The sequence below is a fragment of the Variovorax sp. 01T439_2 genome (assembly GCF_056398445.1).
Genome location: NZ_JBFTPJ010000012.1, coordinates 1 through 17,778, shown reverse-complemented (window position 1 = coordinate 17,778; position 17,778 = coordinate 1). Strand labels below are relative to the sequence as shown.

Here is a 17,778-nt window from a genome sequence, read left to right as displayed (position 1 = left end):
TCGCAGACCAGCGGACCGATTGTCAGATTTGGAACATAGTGGTTGTCCATGACATCGAAATGGATCAGGTCGGCACCGGCCTCGATGACCGCCGTGACCTCTTCGCCGAGCCGCGCAAAGTTGGCCGACAGCAGGCTGGGCGCGATGCGCATGGCGTTTCTTGTGTTCTGCATCTAGGAGTTCTCGCGGTAAAGCGCCTGCACGGTATTCAATGGCGGGGCCACCGTGGCCATTTGCAACAGTTCGTCGATGCCGAGCCACGCCGCGGACTCGAGGCGTCCGCCGGGTTCGCCGGCCAGCGGCTGGCTGGGGTCGCCCAGGCTCGGCAGCACCAGGCCGGCACCGCTGAAGTCGCTGCCCTCGGTCCAGAAGGTGGGCGTGACCAGCGTCCAGAGCCCGGCGCCCAGGGCCGAGCGCAGCCCGTTTGGCGAGTCCTCGATGGCGATCGCGCGCTCGGGCGGCACGCCCAGCGTCTCGAGCGCCAGCAGGTAGATGTCGGAGGCGGGTTTTTTCGCGCGCACCTGGTCGCCGCAGGCGATCACGTCGAACATCGTGAGCCCGCGCGGGCCCAGCGTGGCCTGCAGCAGCGCGTCGATGTTGACGGCCGTGGTGGTGCTGGCAATGGCCAGGCGCAGGCCGGCGCGCTGAGCCTCCTCCAGGAAGCGCAGCACGCCGGTGCGCAGCTCGATGCCGCCGCGCCGCGCGATGTCGGTGTAGTGCTGCGTCTTGGCCGCATGGATGGCCGGCACGTGTTCATGCAGCCGCTTCTTCTCGGATGCGCCGAGCGGCAGCGAATCGACATAGGCCTTCATGCGCTCCTTGCCGCCGGTGACCGCCAGCAGCGCGCGGTATTCGGCCTGGCTCCAATGCCAGCCGAGCCCGAGCTGCTCGAACGCCAGGTTGAAGGCCATGCGATGCACTTCCTCGGTGTCGGCCAGGGTGCCGTCGACGTCGAAGACCAGGGCTTCGATGCTCATCTCTTTTCTCCTTCGGCCTGCGCGGCCTCCGCCGCCGGATGGAAGACGCGGCTGGCCAGGATGTCCTGCGCCTGCAGCGTGCAGAGCTGCTCGCGCGTCAGCGCCGCGTCGCTGCCGAACAGGCGCGTGGCGTGGCGCAGCCGGATGCGGTCGAGCGCGTTGCGGATCGATCGCGCATTGGCAAAGTGCGGCTGCTGCCGGCGCAGGCTCACGTAGCGCGAGAAGGTGGAGGCCGCGCCGTCGTCGAAGCTGTAGTTCAGCCGCCCCAGCATGAGCTGCGCGATCTGCATCAGCTCGGCCTCGCTGTAGTCCGGAAAGTCGATGTGGTGCGCAATGCGCGAGGCCATGCCCGGGTTGCTGCCGAAGAAGGTCTCCATGCGGTCCTTGTAGCCCGCAAGAATCACCACCAGGTCGTCGCGCTGGTTCTCCATCACCTGCAGCAAGATTTCGATGGCCTCCTGCCCGTAGTCGCGCTCGTTCTCGGGCCGGTAGAGGTAGTAGGCCTCGTCGATGAACAGCACGCCGCCCATCGCCTTCTTGATCACTTCCTTGGTCTTGGGCGCCGTGTGGCCGATGAACTGGCCCACGAGGTCGTCGCGCGTCACCGCCACCAGATGGCCCTTGCGCACGTAGCCCAGCTGCTTGAGCACCTCGGCCATGCGCATCGCCACCGTGGTCTTGCCGGTGCCGGGGTTGCCCGTGAACGACATGTGCAGCGAAGGCGGCTGCGACTGCAGCCCCTGTTCCTGGCGCAGCTTGTCGATCAGGAGCAGCGCCGCGATGTCGCGGATGCGGCCCTTGACCGGCGCCAGCCCGATCAGCTCGGCGTCGAGCTGGTCGAGCAGCGCCTTCACGCCCGAGGACTCGAAGAGCTGCCTTGGCGCCGTGGCAGTGGCCGCGGTGGCGGGAGTTTCGGTGGCGTCCATGCGTGCCTCTTGCAATGCGCGTGCGACAGGTTTCGATCAGTACCGGCTGCCTTCGGGTCGCGCCTGCACCGCATAGCTTTCGAGGCTGTAGCGGATCGTGCGGCCCGGCTCCTCGGTGCGGATCAGGCGGAAGCCCGGTTCGTTGGACGGCCGGTTGACGATGAAGGACATCACGACCGACTCGGTGCCGTGCGTCGAGTCGAAGGCCGTCACGCGAATGTACTGCTGCGGAAAGGTCTTGCGGCAAGCCGCGAGTTCGAGCATCACGCCGGCCGCATCCTTGATGTCGAACATCGGGTTGCCGAACATCTCCCAGAAGGTGTTGCGCGGATGCGGGTCGTCGGTGTATTCGAGGCCGATGRCCCAGCCCTTGTCCAGGCAGTACTCGACCTGGCGGCTGATCTGCTCGTCGCTCAGGTCGGGCAGGAAGGAAAAGGTGCCTTGTGTGATTCGCATGTCTGTTGCTCCTGGAACTTGAAAAGACGGGTTCAGGCCACCGACGGCGTCGGCACGTAGTCCGAGGTATCGGTGGAGGCGTAGTTGAAGGAGATCTCGCCCCAGGTGTCGAGCGCGGCCGCGAGCGGCGTGCACCACTTGGCCGCGTCGCGCAAAATCTGCGGCCCCTCGTTGGCGATGTCGCGGCCTTCGTTGCGTGCCAGCACCATGGCTTCGAGCGCCACGCGGTTGGCCGTGGCCCCGGCCTGGATGCCTTGCGGATGCCCGATGGTGCCGCCGCCGAACTGCAGCACGACGTCGTCGCCGAACAGGTCGAGCAGCTGGTGCATCTGGCCGGCATGGATGCCGCCCGAAGCCACCGGCATCACCTTGCGCAGCGCGCCCCAGTCCTGGTCGAAGTAGATGCCGCGCGGCAGGTCGACCTTGGTGTGCGTGTCGCGGCACACGTTGTAGTAGCCCTGCACCGTCATCGGGTCGCCTTCGAGCTTGCCCACGGCCGTGCCCGCATGGATGTGGTCCACGCCTGCGAGGCGCATCCACTTGGCGATCACCCGGAAGCTCACGCCGTGGTTCTTCTGGCGCGTGTAGGTGCCGTGGCCCGCGCGGTGCAGGTGCAGGATCATGTCGTTCTGGCGGCACCAGTTGCTCATCGACTGGATGGCTGTGTAGCCGATCACCAGGTCGACCATCACGATCACCGAGCCCAGCTCCTTGGCGAACTGCGCGCGGCGGTACATCTCTTCCATGGTGCCGGCCGTGACGTTCAGGTAGCTGCCCTTGACCTCGCCGGTGGCGGCGCTGGCCTTGTTGACCGCGTCCATCACGAACAGGAAGCGGTCGCGCCAGTGCATGAAGGGCTGCGAGTTGATGTTCTCGTCGTCCTTCATGAAGTCGAGCCCGCCGCGCAGGCCTTCGTACACCACGCGGCCGTAGTTGCGGCCCGAGAGCCCGAGCTTGGGCTTGGTGGTCGCGCCCAGCAGCGGCCGGCCGAACTTGTCGAGCCGCTCGCGCTCCACCACGATGCCGGTCGGCGGACCGGGGAAGGTCTTGACGTAGGCCACCGGGAACTTCATGTCCTCCAGCCGCGCGGCCTTCAGCGGCTTGAAGCTGAAGACGTTGCCGATGATGGAAGCCGTCACGTTGGTGATCGAGCCTTCCTCGAACAGCGAGAGGTCGTAGGCCACGTAGCAGAAGTACTGGCCCGGGTTGTTGGGCACCGGCTCGACCTTGTAGGCCTTGGCGCGGTACATGTCGCAGGCCGTGAGGCGGTCGGTCCACACCACGGTCCAGGTGGCGGTGGACGATTCGCCGGCCACTGCCGCGGCAGCCTCGATGGCGTCCACGCCTTCCTGCGGCGTGATGCGAAAGAGCGCGAGGATGTCCGTGTCCTTGGGCACGTAGTCGCCGTCCCAGTAGCCCATCTGCGCGTACTTGAGCACACCGGCCGAGTAGCGCTTCTTGGCGTCGGTGATCTGGATTGCTTCGTTCATGTTGCCCATGGAGTGCCTCTCAAAAAGAAGGGGGGTGGTGCTGTCTGGTGAAGTGAATGTAGGCCGCATGAAAGATAAAGAAAAATTAAATCTTTTGACATTCACATTTGCCAAACCTAATATCACTGCATGCCCCTTTCCAAGCACGCGAGCTTCAGGCAGCTCGCCACCTTCCACGCCGTGGCGCGGCTCGGCAGCGTTTCACTTGCTGCAGATGAAATGCACCTGACGCAACCCGCGGTGTCGATACAGATCGGCACACTCGAGGAGTCGGCCGGCACGCCGCTTTTGCAGCGCACGGGCCGCGGCATCCGGCTGACCGAAGCGGGAGAATTACTGGCGGGCTATGCCGGCCGCATCCTCGACCTGTGGCGCGAGGCCGGCGACGAAATGGCCATGCTGCAGGGCGTGTTCTCGGGCACCTTGCGCGTGGGCGCCATCACCACGGCCGAGTACCTGCTACCGCCCATCCTCGTGAACTTCGCCAAGGAGCATCCGAAGGTGAAGGTCAAGCTGCAGGTCGGCAACCGCGACGAGATCGTGCGCATGCTCGCGGGCCAGGAGATCGACATCGCCATCATGGGCCGCCCGCCCGCGGAGCTGAAGACCGACTCCAGCCCCTTCGCCAAGCACCCGATGGCCTTTCTCGCGGCGCCGTCGCATCCGCTGATGTCCGCCGCCAAGCCGAGCATCGCGCTGCTCTCGGACACGCGCATGCTGGTGCGCGAGCGCGGTTCGGGCACGCGCACCACGGTCGAACGCTTCTTCAAGGACCACGGCCTGCCGCTGCGCATCGGCTCCGAGCTGTCGAGCAACGAGGCCATCAAGCAGATGTGCGCCGCGGGCTTCGGCATTGCGTTCTTGTCGATGCACACCTGCGTGCTCGAGATGAACGCCGGCCTGCTGGGCGTGCTGCCGGTGCCGGGCAATCCGGTGGTGCGCGACTGGTACGTGATGCACCTGGCGTCGCGGCAATTGCCGCAGGTGGCGCTGGCCTTCGAGGAGTATTTGCGCACGCATGGCCAGGCGCAGATCCAGAAGCAGCTCGGCACATTGCCAGTGGCCCGTGCCGCTGCAAGAAAGCGCAGCGTGCGGCGCGCGGCCTGAATCTTCGGGCGCGCGGGCTCAAACGCCCAGCTGCACCCGCATGCCGATCCACACCGCGCGCGGCGCGCCCGGCGCCACGAACTGCGCGTTGCGCCATGCATCGGGCGCCAGCACCGCGCCGCTCGCATCGAAGCCGCTGCGGCCCAGCTGGCCGGCGGTGGCGTAGCGGCGGTTGAAGACGTTCGCCACCTTGGCAAAGAGCTCCACGTTGGGCCCGAGCTTCCAGCGCGTCGTGAGGTCGAGCAGCGCGTAGCCGCCGATGCGGCCGCTGCCGCTGAAGTCGGCCCCGTCGGGCGCGTGCAGGCCGTTCTCGTTGCCGCGCACCGTCTGCTTCGAATAGACGCGGTACTGCGCGCCCAGCGTCCACTCGGGCGTCACGCGCCAGTCGACGTTGAGCTTGAGCGAATGCGCCGGCAGCCCCGGCAGGCGGTCGCCGCGGCGCACCGCGATCTCGCCCTCGCCGGTGCAGGCGGGGCTGGTCTCGGCACTGCTGTTGGCCTCGGCCACCAGGCAGGCCGGCGAGTCGTACCTCGCGCGCAGGTAGCTGTACGACAGCGACCAGTCGACGCGCTCGGTCTGCTGCGAAAGCCCGAGTTCCACGCCCTGGCGCAGGGTGCGCCCGAAGTTGCTGAAGTAGCCGCGCGAGAGCCCGCTGCTCACGAACAGCAGGTCGTCCTTGTTGACGGTGCGGAACACCGAGGCATTCCACCGCATGCCTGGCTCGAGCGTGCCGCGCAGCCCGGTTTCGAAGGTCTGCGACACCACCTGCTTGAGCGGCGGGTCGGACTGCAGCGCGTTTGGCAGCACGCAGGCGTTGGCCGGATCGGAGCAGCCGAGCTCGATCGGGCTCGGCGCGCGGCTGCCCTGGCTCCAGCCCGCATAGGCCGTGAGCCGCGGCGTGGCCTGCCAGGTGAGGCCGATGGCGGGATTGAACTTCTTGTAATGGCCTTCGCCATCGAGCCGGGTGGACAGGCCGAGCAAGGCGCGCCCATCGTCGCGGGTGGTCACGCGGGTGTCGTTGTAGCGGCCCGAAAGGCTCAGCTGCAAGTTCGGCTGCAGGCTCACCAGGTCGGAAAAATAGATGCTCGCGGTGCGGCTCTTGCCCGCGAGCAGCGCATCGACTTCGGCTTCTTCCTGCGGCACCACCGCGCGCGTGGAGTCGAGCAGGCCCTCGGCCTCGGTCTGGCGGAAGTGCGTGCGCGCACGGTCCACGGAGGCGCCGAAAGTGAGCTGGTGAATGCCCGCCGTGTAGGTCGACTGCAGCGCCACGCCTTCGCTGCGCTGGCGCGTGTAGGTGCGGTTCTCCACGCCCGTGGCTTCGTTGTCCGGCGGATTGAAATCGTCGTTGAGGTCGCCGTTGAGCGTGCTGTAGCGCGAGCGCCGCGAGTAGGCGGTCATGGAGATCGTCTGCACGTCGCTCAGGCGGTAGCTGGCATTGAGCGTGAGCATCGACATGCGGTTTTCGGTGCGGTCGGGCCGCGTGTACACCTGCTTGCGGTTCTGCATCAGCATGGACTCGGGCAAGAGGCCGTTGCCGATCATCCGGTTGTCGCCGTGGGTGAAGCTCAGGTCCCAGGAGAGCTTTCCGCTGTCCTGCCCGACCTTGGCAAACAGCTGGCGCACGCGCGAGGGCGAGAAGTTGCGCCAGCCGTCCTCGTTGAGGCCGCCGAGCGCAAGGAACAGGTGGCCGCCTTCGGCGAGCTTTCGGCCGTGCGTGAGCTCGGTGCTCACACGGCCGAAGGAGCCGGCCTGCAGTTCCAGCTCGGTGCCCGGATGCGTGTCGCCGCGCTTGGTCTGCAGCGACAGCGCACCGCCGAGCGTGTTGAGGCCGAACAGCGGGTTGGAGCCCGGCAGCAGCGTGATGCTCGAGATGGCGGCCTTGGGGATCAGGTCCCAGTTCACCACGTCGCCGAAGGGCTCGTTGATGCGCACGCCGTCCTGGTACACCGACAGCCCCTGCGGCGTACCGAGCACCGGGCTCGCGCTGAAGCCGCGGTAGTTCACGTCGACCTGGAACGGATTGCCCTGGATCTCGTTCACGTTCACGCTGGGCAGCTGCGTGGCCATGAAGTCCGGCAGGTTCAGGCTCTGCGCGCGGCGCAGCTGCCGGTCGTCGGCGGTCTGCACGTTCGACGGGATCTGGTCCTTCGGCACCTCGATGCCCGGCACGGGCGTGGTGGCGACCACCTCCACGGCCGGCAGGCTGCCCGGCTGGGCCGCGGCGGCCTCCTGCGCCTGGCCGGGCATGGGGCAGGCAGCGGCCGCCACGGCAAGGCCGATCAGGCGGCGGGACCTCGGCTTGTTCGGTCGGCTCACGGTGTTCTCCCCCTCAAGTGCCGGTGCGCGCGAGGCCCAGCTTTTCGACGATGGCGCGCTCCTGCGCGAAGATTTCGCGGCACGACTGCGCATAGGCCTCCGGGCCGAGGTAGTCGGCCTCCTGGTCGTACTTGGCGAGTTCGTCCTTGAAGCGCTGGTCGAACATGGCTTTCTTGAAGGCATCGTGCAGCACCGCCACCACGCCGCGCGGCAGGCCGCGCGGCCCCGCCAGCCCGTAGGGCGACTTGGCCACGATGTCGAAGCCCAGTTCGCGCAGCACGGGCACCTGTGGCCAGCGCTTCGAACGCTCACCCGAAAAGATGGCCAGCAGCCGCAGCGTGCCTGCATCGACCGCCGGCCCGAAGCCGGTGGAATTGACGCCGGCCATCACCTGCCCGCCCGCAATCGCGTTGAGCTGCTCGGACGTGCCCTTGTACGGCACATGGATGTAGCGCAGGCCGCGCGCCGTGAACAGCGTCTCCAGCACCATGTGCGGCGTGGTGCCGATGCCGTTGGTGGCAACGGTCAGCTCGCCGGGCCGGGCGCGTGCGAACGCGAACATGTCTTCGAGCGAGCGCATCGGGCTGCCGGCCGCGACCAGCATGCCGAAGGTGACGCTGGACACCTGGATGATCGGCGTCACGTCGCGGATCGGGTCCCACAGCACCTTCTGCGTGTGCGGCGCGCGGAACACCGGCTGCGGCATCTGGGCGATGGTGTAGCCGTCGGGCCGCGCCTGCTGCAGCACCGGCATGGCCAGCGTGCCGCCGGCGCCGCCGCGGTTTTCGGTCAGCACCGGCTGCCCGAGCGGCACCGAGGCCAGCTCGGCCAGGATCCGCAGCGAGATGTCGGTGGCGCCGCCCGCGGGCCAGGGCACCCACAGCGTGACGGGGCGCGAAGGAAAGGGCTCGGTCGAGGCCATCGCCCGGGCCAAGGGCAGCGCGCCCAGCGCCAGCGCGCCGGCGCCGCGCAGCAAGCTGCGCCGGGTGGAACCGCCCTGCCCGCGCGTGGTGGCCCGCTTCCGGCTCATGGCCCGCCTCCGCCGCGCTTGGTGAGGCCGCCGAAGCCGCGTTGCGGGTCGTAGCCCCAGCAGGCGAGCCCGAAGAAAACCACCAGGCAGCCCAGCACCACATAGGGCGCCACGCCCGGGTCCTTGCCGTAAAGCGCAAAGCGGACCCACTCCACCGCGTAGGTGAAGGGATTGAAGCGCGCGAGCTGGTACACCCATTCGGCGCCCGATTCCTGCAGCTTCCACAGCGGGTAGAGCGCGGTCGACAGGAAGTACATCGGGAAGATGACGAAGTTCATCGTGCCCGCGAAGTTCTCCAGCTGCTTGATGTGCACCGACAGCAGCAGCCCGAGCGCGCCGAGCATGAGCGCGCCGGCCGCCAGCGCCACCAGCGCATGCAGGGCCGAGAGCGACAGCAGCGGCAGCTCGGTGCCGATCAGCGCCGCCACCACCACGAACACCAGCGCCTGCAGCACCGACAGCAGCGCAGTGGCGCAGAGCTTGGAGAACAGGAGCCAGGGCCGCGGCAGCGGCGCGGTGAGCAGCAGGCGCATCAGGCCCATCTCGCGGTCGTAGACCATGGCCAGCGACGACTGCATGCCGTTGAACAGCAGCACCATGCCGACCAGCCCCGGCACGATGTAGACGTCGTAGGGAATGTAGGTGTCGTAGGGCTCGACGATCGCCACGCCGAAGACGTTGCGGAAACCGGCCGCGAACACCGCCAGCCACAGGAGCGGCCGCACCAGCGCCGACACCAGCCGCCCGGTCTGCTGCGAGAACTTGTAGAGCTCGCGCAGCATGATCGCGCGCATCGCCTGCAGCGCGTGGCCCATGCCGCGCCGCGCCAGCGGTTCGGCCTGCCCGTCCGCGGGCTTGGGGGTTTCTAGCGCGCGATCGGACATAGCTTCTCCGGGGCATCGGCGCCCAGCGTGTCGAGCACGTTGCGCGGGTGCAGCACGCCTTCGGCCGGCGCCTGCGCGATCACGCCCTGCCCGTCCGTCAGCAGCATGGGCTGGCGCAGTTGGCCGTCCCAGGCGCGGAAGCTCAGGCTGGTGCCCTTGGAGCCGTCGAGCGTGCTCTTGCCGATGGCCTGGGCCCAGGCCGCGTTCGGGCCCTTGGGCGCGGCAATGGCGGCGGCTGCCAGGGTCTTGCCGGCCATCCACGCGGCCCAGTCCTGCGCGGTCATCGGGCGCTTCGCGGCCTTGGCGAATCGGCGCGAGACCTGCGGCGCGCCATAGCGCTCGAACTGCGCATGCCAGGCCAGCGCCACCAGCCCGCCGTCGCCCACCACCGGCCGCGGCAGCACGGTGCGGTAGGGCAGCATGCGGGCGAATTCGCCGTCGCTGTCGACCACCCACACGGCGTCGTAGCTGTTGCCGGCCGTGAGCAGCAGCGGGTTGGCCAGGTCGCGCTCGCGCGGATCGGCCGAGAGCTTGAACGGCTTGCTGGCCACCACCTGCAGGCCGTAGCGCTTGATCGAGGCCTGCACGGTGGCCGCGCGCAGCGCGTCCTGCGGGCTGCCGCCCACCAGCAGGAGCAGCTTGCTCCATTTGCGCGACACCAGCGTCTGCGCCAGCGCATCGCTGCGCATGCGTTCGCTGGGAATCAAATGGAACACGCGGGCGCGGCAATCCTGCTGGCGCAGCCGGTCGGAGGCGTCGCCCAGGTTCAGCACCGGCAGCTTCACGGCATCGGCCACGGCCAGCGTCCATTCGGCCGGCAGGTCGGTCAGCAGCACCGCGGCGCCGCTCTTCTCGGCCGCCACGGCCGCGGCGCGCGCCGCCTCGAGGGTCGCGGCCGGCGCGCTGGCCAGCGACACTTCGGCGCCGGCGGCCTCGAGTTCGAACTTCGTCTCCTCGAGTGCAACTTCGAGCCCATCGGAAAGCGGGCCGCCCGGGTGCCCCAGGTAGGCACGCTCCACGCGGGAACGCTCCAGGCGGGGATCGTCGTCCGGCGTGATCAGCGTGGCCTTGAGCACGGCCGCGCCCGCCGCCGCCGGCGCCACGAGCGCCACGGCCATCCACCACGCGCCCGCCAGCCAGGAAGCCGTTGCGCGCATCCTCATTCGACGATCACGAGCCCATAGGGCACGCGCCCTACCGGAACGCTCTTGATGGCCTTGGCGCCGGCCACGTCGACCACCGTCACGTCGTCGCTCAAGCCGTTGACCACGTAGAGCCGCGCCTGCGCCTTGTCGAGCGTGACGTTCCAGGCCCGCTTGCCGACCAGCACCAGCGAGCCGACCTTGCGGCTGGCCACGTCGACGAAGGCCACGTGGTTGGCGCGGCCCAGGCCCACGAAAGCCCGCTTGCCGTCGCTCGTCATCTGGATGCCCACGGGCGTGATGTCCTCGGCGCGCGCGCCCTTCACCTCGAACTTGAGCGTGTCGATCACCTCGTTCGTCGCAGTCGAGACGATGCTGACGCTCGCGCCCAGTTCGTTGGTGACCCAGAGCTCCTTGCCGTCGGGCGTGATGGCCATGCGCCGCGGGCGCTTGCCGACCTTGATGTTCTTCACGACCTTGCCGCTGGCCGTGTCGATCACGTGCACCAGGCTCGCCACCTCGGACGTGATGTACAGCGTCTTGCCGTCGGCGCTGACCTTGACGCCTTCGGGCTCCGCGCCCACCTTGACCGAGCGCAGCTTCTTGCCGCTGGCCGCGTCGATGAAGCTGGCCTCGCCCGCATCCTCGTTGGAGACGTAGATGACCTTGCCGTCCGGCGACAGGTCGAAGGCCTCGGGCTCGTCGCCCAGCGGAATGCGCCGCACCGACTTGCCGATCGCGGGGTCGATCAGGTCGGCCTGGTTGGAATCGGTGCAGGCCACCATGATCTGGCGCTCGGGCGTGAGCTGGATATGGCGCGCGCGCTTGCAGGTCGGGATCGTGCCCTTCACGGCCAGGGTTGCCAGGTCGATCATCGTCAGCGCGCTGTCCTTTTCGCTCGACACATAGGCGGTGCCCTGCGCCAGCGCGGCGGCGCTCGCGGCGGCCAGCGCGAGCGCGCTAGCGGCCGCGCGGACCAGGGTGCGCGCAGGCGGGGGCAGGAAGGGTTGCGGCATGCGATGTCTCCATTCTTTTTGGCTCGGATCGTTCTTGGTTCAGGCGGTGCGCGCGATGAAGCCCGCCTCCAGCGTGGCGCCGCCAAGGCTCTGGCCCACCTGCGCCGGCGTGCCGTCCGCCAGCAGCTGTCCCTTGTGCAGCACCAGCACGCGGTCGGCCTCCTCGGCCTCCTCGACCCGGTGCGTGGCCCACAGCACGCACACGCCGCGCTCGCGCACGTCCGCATGCAGGGCCGCCAGCAGGTCCTGGCGCGACCTGGGGTCGAGCCCGACGGTGGCTTCGTCCATCAGCAGCACGGCCGGCCGGTGCAGCCCGGCGCGYGCCAGCTCGACCTTGCGCCGGTTGCCGCCCGAGAGCTCGCGCACCTTGCGGTCGAGATTGGCGTCGATGTTCAGGCGCTCGCAGGCCGACGCGATGCGTTCGGCCGCAAGCCGCCGCGGCAGGCCATGCAGGTCGGCCTGGAACAGCAGGTTGCGCCGGATGCTCAGGTCCAGGTCGAGCGACATCTGCTGGAACACGACGCCGATGTGCCGCAGCGCCGCCGTTGCCGAGCGGCGCAGCGAATGGCCGGCCACCTCGACCTCGCCTTCGTCGGCCGCGAACATGCCCGTGAGCACCTGGAACAACGTCGACTTGCCCGCGCCGTTGGGCCCGAGCAGCGCCACGAACTGGCCCGCAGGCAGATGCAGCGACAACGACTGCAGCGCCGTGCGCGTGCCATAGCGCTTGGTTAAGTCGATGGTTCGCAGCATGTAGATCGATGGGATTCGCCGGGCTTTGGGTGTCTCAATGGTAGGGGCCGTTTGCCTTCGAGCCGCAAATTCCGTGCCTCTGGAATTCGAGGGTTTTCACTGTGATGCATTGCCATTCGTTGGCCCGCGCGAAGGCCTGCGCAGCCCGATGCGCGCCATGCCCGCAAGACATCCGTCACGTCGCGCGAGACACTTTGCGTCAAATTTGATGCGCACAAGATGCAGGGCTACGGCAATGCGTGGCGGGCGGCCCCGGCCAGCACACCGAACGCTCGGGATTTCCCTAGGTCCGGACCGCGTTGCAGCACGCCGCCGCATGCTGTGCAAGGGCCGCCGCGTGCATGCCTCTTCCGAGTGGAGCCGCCTGTCTTTGCATGGAGCGCGCATCGGCTGCCGAAGTGCTCCACGCTGGAACCGGCAGGCATGGATGTTGCGGACCGCAGCATTCGCCAAGGTGATCGAAAGATCCGCAGGCTGCCGCCATTGACCATGTTCAAAACCCACTGAAATGTGAGGAGACATCTATGAAGTTTTCCAGGCAGATCGCCGGCCGTCTCGTACGGCATATCGGCGTCGCGATGTTGGCTCTTCCGGCCTTGGCGCTCGCCAATGCCGACGTCGAGAAAAACATCGCCAACTCCAAGAACTGGGCCACGCAAGCGGGCGATATGTTCAACCAGCGATACAGCAAGTTGAATCAGATCACCAAGAGCAACGTGGGCAAGATGCAGGTCGCGTGGACCTTCTCCACCGGCGTGCTGCGCGGCCACGAGGGTTCGCCCCTGGTGGTCGATGGCGTCATGTACCTGCACTCGCCGTTCCCGAACAAGGTGTTCGCGCTCGACGTCGAGACCCAGAAGATCCTGTGGAAGTACGAACCCAAGCAGGACCAGTCGGTGATCGCGGTCATGTGCTGCGACACGGTGAACCGCGGACTTGCCTATGCGGAAGGAAAGGTCTTCCTGCAACAGGCCGACACCACCCTGGTGGCGCTCGACAGCAAGACCGGCAAGGTGGTGTGGACGGTGAAGAACGGCGATCCGAAGGTCGGCGCCACCAACACCAACGCACCCCACGTCTTCAAGGACAAGGTCATCACCGGCATCAGCGGCGGCGAGTTCGGCGTGCGCGGCTTCCTGGCGGCCTACAACATCAAGGACGGCAAGCTGGCGTGGAAGGGCTTCAGCACCGGCCCCGACGAAGAAATGCTGATGGACCCGGCCAAGACCATGACCTGGACCGACGGCAAGATGGCGCCCGTGGGCAAGGACTCTTCGCTGAAGACCTGGAAGGGCGACCAGTGGAAGATCGGCGGCGGCACCACCTGGGGCTGGTACAGCTACGACAAGGCGACCAATGCCGTGTACTACGGCACCGGCAACCCGTCGACCTGGAACCCCTCGCAGCGACCCGGCGACAACAAGTGGTCCATGAGCATCTGGTCGCGCGACGTCGACACCGGCAAGGTCAACTGGGTCTACCAGATGACGCCCTATGACGAATGGGACTTCGACGGCATCAACGAAATGATCCTGGCGGACATCAACGTCAAGGGCAAGCCGACCAAGGCGCTGGTGCACTTCGACCGCAACGGCTTCGCCTACACGCTGGACCGCGTGACCGGCGCGCTGCTGGTGGCCGAGAAGTACGACCCCAAGGTGAACTGGGCAACGCACGTCGACATGAAGACCGGCCGGCCGCAGGTGGTGGCCAAGTACTCCACCGCGCAGAACGGCGCCGACGTCAACACCAAGGGCATCTGCCCGGCGGCGCTGGGCAGCAAGGACCAGCAACCGGCTTCCTACGACCCCAACACCAAGCTCTTCTACGTGCCGACGAACCACGTCTGCATGGACTACGAGCCGTTCAAGGTCGAGTACACGGCAGGCCAGCCGTACGTGGGCGCCACCCTGTCGATGTACCCCACGCCGGGCAGCCATGGCGGCATGGGCAACTTCATCGCCTGGGATGCAGGCACCGGCAAGATCGTGCAGACCAAGGCCGAGAAGTTCTCGGTGTGGAGCGGTTCGCTCAACACCGCGGGCGGGATCTCCTGCTACGGCACGCTGGAAGGCTACCTCAAGTGCGTGGATGCCAAGGACATCAACAAGGAGCTGTTCAAGTTCAAGACCCCGTCGGGCATCATCGGCAACGTGTTCACCTATGAGCACAAGGGCAAGCAGTACGTCGGCGTGTTCTCGGGCATCGGCGGCTGGGCCGGCATCGGCATGGCTGCGGGCATCGACCCCGAGAAGAGCACCGAAGGCCTCGGCGCCGTCGGCGGCTACAAGGACCTCGCCCAGTACACCGAGCTCGGCGGCTCGCTGACTGTCTTCGCGCTGCCCAACTGAGGCGTTACTACCGAGGCGTCATTGCATAGTTAGACGCAACATGCGAACCGGGAGAGCACTCGCTCGAGGGCTCTCCCCCACGCACTTTCAAAAGATACCGGAGACCCAGGAGCCATGAAATTTCGTAAGTCAACGTTGCTGCCTTCCCTCGTCCTGCTTGCCGGCGTGGCCTGCACACTGGCCATTGCCGCGCCAGACCCCGCGCCCTACAAGGTCACCGACGGCTACAAGGTGGATCCCGAAACCATGAAGGGTTTCCGCACCTGGCGCTCCGCGGCCTGCGACCGCTGCCACGGACCCAACCAGGAAGGCATGGTGGGACCGTCCCTCATCAACAGCCTCAAGACGATGAAGAAGGAAGACTTCATCAAGACCGTGCGCGACGGCAGGCTCGACAAGGGCATGCAGAGCTTCGGCAACAACCCGGCGGTGATGGAGAAYATCAACCAGCTCTACGCCTACCTCAAGGGCCGGTCCGACGGCGCCATCACCCGCGCCCGAGTGGAAGAAAACAAATGACCACCCGGCAGCATGCTGCCAAGCCCCTTTCCATCGGCGCCCGCCTGCGGGCGGGCCTCCTGGGCGCAGCCTACTGCTGCGCGCTGGTTCCGGCCGCGGCCCAGGAGACCCCGCCGCGCAAGGCGCTGCGCGTCTGCCAGGACCCCAACAACATGCCCTTCTCCAACACCAAGGCAGAAGGCATCGAGAACCGCATCGCCGAGCTGTTCGGCAAGGCGCTCGGCCTGCCGGTCACCTACTACTCGTTCCCGCAGCGGCTGGCCTTCTTCCGCAACACGCTGCGCTTCAAGCTGCCGGGCCAGGACTACCCCTGCGACATCGTGATGGGCGTGCCCGTCGGTCTCGACGAAGTCTCGGTCACCAAGCCCTACTACCGCTCGACCTACGCGCTGGTCTTTCCCAAGGGCAAGGGCATGGACAACGTGGCCTCGGCGGAAGACTTCCTCAAGCTCGATGCGGCCAAGCTCAAGTCGCTGCGCATCGGCATCTACGACCGCTCGCCGGCCTCGCAATGGCTCAACAAGCACGGCCTGCTGGAGCAAGGCGTGCCCTACAAGCTCATGAGCGCCGACCCCGCGCAGTACCCGGGCGAGATCGTCGAGAAGGACCTGGCCGAAGGCAAGCTCGACGCGGTGGTGGTCTGGGGCCCGATCGCAGGCTACTTCGCGCGGCGCGTCAAGAACCCGGCCCTCGTGGTGGTGCCGCTCAAGTCCGAAAAGGGCGTGCGCCTCGACTACCAGATGGCCATGGGCGTGCGCTACGGAGAGCGCGAATGGAAGCAGCAGGTCGAAGGGCTGATCGAGTCCAAGGCACCCGAGATCCAGGCCATCCTGAAGGAGTTCGGCGTGCCGGTGGTCGATGCATCGTTCGGGGTTCCCACCAACTGAGTTGCCGTTCTTCGTTCTTCTTTCCCATGCGCTTCGCCATCGCCGCTTCGCTCTGCGTTCTTCTCTTGTCTACCCCGGCCTCGCAGGCCGAGCCCGACAAGCGCGACTTCTCGCCCGCCGAGCGCCTGCTGTTCATGACGCCGCAGCTCAAGGACCTGCAGGCGCCCATGCTGCTGCGCTACACCTTCGGCAAGACCGGCAGCTTCGAGGAAGCGTTTGCCGACAGCGTGACGGTGTCCCTGAGCGCCAAGGAAGATGGCCGCTGCTGCGACGCCAAGGGCGTGTTCCTGAGCGGCGCGCACAAGCTCCCGGTGCCCGACGTGCCGGCCGCCGAAGGCAATCCCGTGATCCTCTATTTCCTGGAGCACGACGTGCGCGAGATGAAGCGCCTCACGCGCGGCTCCGAATACCACTTCCGCAAGCGCATCCGCATGGGGATCTACCAGGACGCCGAAGTGCGCGACGTGTCGCTGCGCTACCAGGGCCGCGCCATCAAGGGCAAGGAAATCGTCTTCAGCCCCTTCCTGGACGACCCGAACCGGCCGAAGTACGAAAAGTTCGCAACCAAGACCTACCGCTTCACGCTGTCCGACGCGGTGCCGGGCGGCGTCTACGGCATTCGCACCTCCATTCCGGGCGACAGCGCCGCGGCCCAGCCCCTCATGGTCGAGGAGCTCCTGATCGACGGGGCCAAGGCGCCGGCGCGCTAGGTGCCTGTTGCCGCCCAAGAAATTCTTCCAGCGAACGCCATGAACAAAACAGTCCGTCTTCTTCTCTGTCTTCTCGGCCTGCCGATGGCCGTGCATGGCGCGACGCATGCCAACGACTTTCCCACGCTGGACCGCGTGCTGTACGTGCAGGAATGCATCGCGGCCCACCCCGATGCGGGCCACTTCGAAATGGCCAGCAAGTGCTCCTGCGCGGTCGACGCGCTGGCCAGGGAAATCAAATACTCGGAATACGTGGACCTGAGCACCGCGGCCAAGGCCACCACCATCGGCGGCGAGCGCGGCGGCTACATCCGCGATTCGGAAAAGCTGCAGGCCGACATCAAGCGCTACAAGGCGCTGCAGGCCAAGGCCAACAAGGGCTGCTTCATCGGCCCGCCGACCGCGCGCTGAGCCGCGTCCCGGGCACAGCGCCATGACAGGTACCGCGACACCTGTGCACGCCGGGCTTGCCGCGGTGCTGCTGCTGTGCAGCCCGGCCTGGGCCTCGCCGTTCGCCTACATCACCAACCAGGGCAGCCACGACGTGTCGGTGATCGACCTCGCCTCGCAGCAGGTGGTGGCCACGGTGCCCGTGGGCCGCTCGCCGGCCGGCGTGGTGGCGTCCAGCCGCGCGGGCCGGGCCTTCGTCTCCAACCCCGACAGCAAGACCATCTCGGTCATCGACATGCGCCAGCAGAAGGTCGTGAACACGCTGCCGGCCGGCGACGGGCCGGTGGGCATCGACATCTCGGCCGACGGCCAGCGCCTCTACGTGGCCGACTGGTACAGCGGCCGGCTGCTGGTGCTCGATGCGCAGGCCGCCGGCGCCGCCAAGCCGCTGGCTTCGATCGCGGTCGGCCGCGCGCCTGCCGGCGTGGCCGCGCATCCCGGCGGCACCGCCGTTTTCGTGGCCGAGCGCGACGACGACAGCGTGGCCGTGGTCGACACCGCCGCGCAGCGCGTGCTGGCGCGCGTGCGCGTCGGCAGCCATCCGTTCGCGCTGCTCTACGACGCGCCGCGCTCGCGCCTCTACGCGCTCAACGTGCAGAGCAACGACGTCTCGGTGGTCGACATGCGCGACATCCGCCGCCCGGCCGTGATTGCCACCGTGAAGGTCGGCAAGGCGCCCTACGGCGCGGCGCTGGCCGAGGGCGGCGCGCTGCTCTACGTGACCAACCAGCACGAAGACTCAGTCAGCCTGATCGACCCCGCCT

Annotated in this window: 17 protein-coding genes and 1 pseudogene; 7 read left to right on the top strand and 11 right to left on the bottom strand. The window is 67.5% G+C overall.

What is annotated here, in order from left to right; all coding sequences use genetic code 11:
* From AC1DOC_RS01185 to AC1DOC_RS01165, 5 genes and pseudogenes are all read right to left on the bottom strand, one after another.
* Positions 1 to 173, bottom strand: a pseudogene (locus AC1DOC_RS01185) (ribulose-phosphate 3-epimerase); the annotation flags it as partial.
* Positions 174 to 977, bottom strand: a complete 804-nt coding sequence (locus AC1DOC_RS01180) for an HAD-IA family hydrolase (RefSeq protein WP_478079995.1) — start codon at positions 975 to 977, stop codon at positions 174 to 176.
* Entirely contained in the window at positions 974 to 1,903 is a 930-nt protein-coding gene (gene cbbX / locus AC1DOC_RS01175) for a CbbX protein (protein WP_478079996.1), read from the bottom strand. The genes AC1DOC_RS01180 and cbbX overlap by 4 nt, the downstream gene beginning before the upstream one ends.
* A 36-nt stretch (positions 1,904 to 1,939) precedes the next feature.
* Positions 1,940 to 2,359 (bottom strand): ribulose bisphosphate carboxylase small subunit, encoded by a 420-nt coding sequence (locus AC1DOC_RS01170; protein ID WP_478129303.1) that lies wholly within the window; start codon positions 2,357 to 2,359, stop codon positions 1,940 to 1,942.
* A 32-nt stretch (positions 2,360 to 2,391) separates the two neighbouring features.
* A complete protein-coding gene (locus tag AC1DOC_RS01165; RefSeq protein WP_012748132.1) occupies positions 2,392 to 3,858 on the bottom strand; it encodes a form I ribulose bisphosphate carboxylase large subunit in 1,467 nt (488 codons plus the stop codon).
* A gap of 120 nt (positions 3,859 to 3,978) precedes the next feature.
* On the opposite strand from AC1DOC_RS01165, the gene AC1DOC_RS01160 reads away from it, so the two are divergent.
* The gene (locus AC1DOC_RS01160; RefSeq protein ID WP_478079999.1) at positions 3,979 to 4,956 is read left to right on the top strand and encodes a LysR family transcriptional regulator; all 978 of its coding nucleotides are present in this window, start codon (positions 3,979 to 3,981) and stop codon (positions 4,954 to 4,956) included.
* An 18-nt stretch (positions 4,957 to 4,974) separates the two neighbouring features.
* Here the strand turns inward: AC1DOC_RS01160 and AC1DOC_RS01155 are convergent, their stop codons facing one another.
* Genes AC1DOC_RS01155 through AC1DOC_RS01130 form a run of 6 tightly spaced genes read right to left on the bottom strand, consistent with a single transcriptional unit; the run spans position 4,975 to position 12,097 of the window.
* Positions 4,975 to 7,272, bottom strand: coding sequence for a TonB-dependent receptor (locus tag AC1DOC_RS01155; protein WP_478080000.1), 2,298 nt, complete (start codon positions 7,270 to 7,272; stop codon positions 4,975 to 4,977).
* 13 nt (positions 7,273 to 7,285) lie between these two features.
* Entirely contained in the window at positions 7,286 to 8,302 is a 1,017-nt protein-coding gene (locus AC1DOC_RS01150; protein ID WP_478080001.1) for a tripartite tricarboxylate transporter substrate binding protein, read from the bottom strand.
* The gene (locus tag AC1DOC_RS01145) at positions 8,299 to 9,186 is read right to left on the bottom strand and encodes an ABC transporter permease (protein ID WP_018904567.1); all 888 of its coding nucleotides are present in this window, start codon (positions 9,184 to 9,186) and stop codon (positions 8,299 to 8,301) included. The genes AC1DOC_RS01150 and AC1DOC_RS01145 overlap by 4 nt, the downstream gene beginning before the upstream one ends.
* The gene (locus AC1DOC_RS01140) at positions 9,168 to 10,349 is read right to left on the bottom strand and encodes a type 1 periplasmic-binding domain-containing protein (protein WP_478080002.1); all 1,182 of its coding nucleotides are present in this window, start codon (positions 10,347 to 10,349) and stop codon (positions 9,168 to 9,170) included. The genes AC1DOC_RS01145 and AC1DOC_RS01140 overlap by 19 nt, the downstream gene beginning before the upstream one ends.
* Positions 10,346 to 11,344, bottom strand: a complete 999-nt coding sequence (locus AC1DOC_RS01135; RefSeq protein WP_478080003.1) for a PQQ-dependent catabolism-associated beta-propeller protein — start codon at positions 11,342 to 11,344, stop codon at positions 10,346 to 10,348. Before AC1DOC_RS01135 ends, AC1DOC_RS01140 begins: the two co-directional genes overlap by 4 nt.
* 39 nt (positions 11,345 to 11,383) lie before the next feature.
* On the bottom strand, positions 11,384 to 12,097 hold the full coding sequence (locus tag AC1DOC_RS01130) for an ABC transporter ATP-binding protein (protein WP_012748139.1): 714 nt from the start codon (positions 12,095 to 12,097) through the stop codon (positions 11,384 to 11,386).
* Between the two features lie 578 nt (positions 12,098 to 12,675).
* On the opposite strand from AC1DOC_RS01130, the gene AC1DOC_RS01125 reads away from it, so the two are divergent.
* From AC1DOC_RS01125 to AC1DOC_RS01100, 6 genes are all read left to right on the top strand, one after another.
* Positions 12,676 to 14,448, top strand: a complete 1,773-nt coding sequence (locus tag AC1DOC_RS01125) for a methanol/ethanol family PQQ-dependent dehydrogenase (RefSeq protein WP_418147396.1) — start codon at positions 12,676 to 12,678, stop codon at positions 14,446 to 14,448.
* A 114-nt stretch (positions 14,449 to 14,562) separates the two neighbouring features.
* Complete coding sequence (locus AC1DOC_RS01120; protein WP_012748141.1) at positions 14,563 to 14,967, top strand: c-type cytochrome; 405 nt, start codon at positions 14,563 to 14,565, stop codon at positions 14,965 to 14,967.
* A complete protein-coding gene (locus AC1DOC_RS01115; protein WP_478080004.1) occupies positions 14,964 to 15,854 on the top strand; it encodes a quinoprotein dehydrogenase-associated putative ABC transporter substrate-binding protein in 891 nt (296 codons plus the stop codon). Before AC1DOC_RS01120 ends, AC1DOC_RS01115 begins: the two co-directional genes overlap by 4 nt.
* Positions 15,855 to 15,880: 26 nt before the next feature.
* Positions 15,881 to 16,564 (top strand): hypothetical protein, encoded by a 684-nt coding sequence (locus AC1DOC_RS01110; protein WP_478080005.1) that lies wholly within the window; start codon positions 15,881 to 15,883, stop codon positions 16,562 to 16,564.
* 39 nt (positions 16,565 to 16,603) lie between these two features.
* The gene (locus AC1DOC_RS01105) at positions 16,604 to 16,975 is read left to right on the top strand and encodes a hypothetical protein (RefSeq protein ID WP_038107147.1); all 372 of its coding nucleotides are present in this window, start codon (positions 16,604 to 16,606) and stop codon (positions 16,973 to 16,975) included.
* Between the two features lie 22 nt (positions 16,976 to 16,997).
* Positions 16,998 to 17,778: YVTN family beta-propeller repeat protein (locus tag AC1DOC_RS01100; RefSeq protein ID WP_478129302.1), on the top strand; the 781-nt coding region annotated here is incomplete at its 3' end.

Coding starts and splice junctions, on each gene's coding strand:
- AC1DOC_RS01105 (WP_038107147.1), top strand. CDS start 16,604: ATGAACAAAACAGTCCGTCTTCTTCTCTGTCTTCTCGGCCTGCCGATG.
- AC1DOC_RS01110 (WP_478080005.1), top strand. CDS start 15,881: ATGCGCTTCGCCATCGCCGCTTCGCTCTGCGTTCTTCTCTTGTCTACC.
- AC1DOC_RS01140 (WP_478080002.1), bottom strand. CDS start 10,349: ATGAGGATGCGCGCAACGGCTTCCTGGCTGGCGGGCGCGTGGTGGATG.
- AC1DOC_RS01165 (WP_012748132.1), bottom strand. CDS start 3,858: ATGGGCAACATGAACGAAGCAATCCAGATCACCGACGCCAAGAAGCGC.
- cbbX (WP_478079996.1), bottom strand. CDS start 1,903: ATGGACGCCACCGAAACTCCCGCCACCGCGGCCACTGCCACGGCGCCA.
- AC1DOC_RS01180 (WP_478079995.1), bottom strand. CDS start 977: ATGAGCATCGAAGCCCTGGTCTTCGACGTCGACGGCACCCTGGCCGAC.
- AC1DOC_RS01150 (WP_478080001.1), bottom strand. CDS start 8,302: ATGAGCCGGAAGCGGGCCACCACGCGCGGGCAGGGCGGTTCCACCCGG.
- AC1DOC_RS01135 (WP_478080003.1), bottom strand. CDS start 11,344: ATGCCGCAACCCTTCCTGCCCCCGCCTGCGCGCACCCTGGTCCGCGCG.
- AC1DOC_RS01160 (WP_478079999.1), top strand. CDS start 3,979: ATGCCCCTTTCCAAGCACGCGAGCTTCAGGCAGCTCGCCACCTTCCAC.
- AC1DOC_RS01145 (WP_018904567.1), bottom strand. CDS start 9,186: ATGTCCGATCGCGCGCTAGAAACCCCCAAGCCCGCGGACGGGCAGGCC.
- AC1DOC_RS01115 (WP_478080004.1), top strand. CDS start 14,964: ATGACCACCCGGCAGCATGCTGCCAAGCCCCTTTCCATCGGCGCCCGC.
- AC1DOC_RS01125 (WP_418147396.1), top strand. CDS start 12,676: ATGTTGGCTCTTCCGGCCTTGGCGCTCGCCAATGCCGACGTCGAGAAA.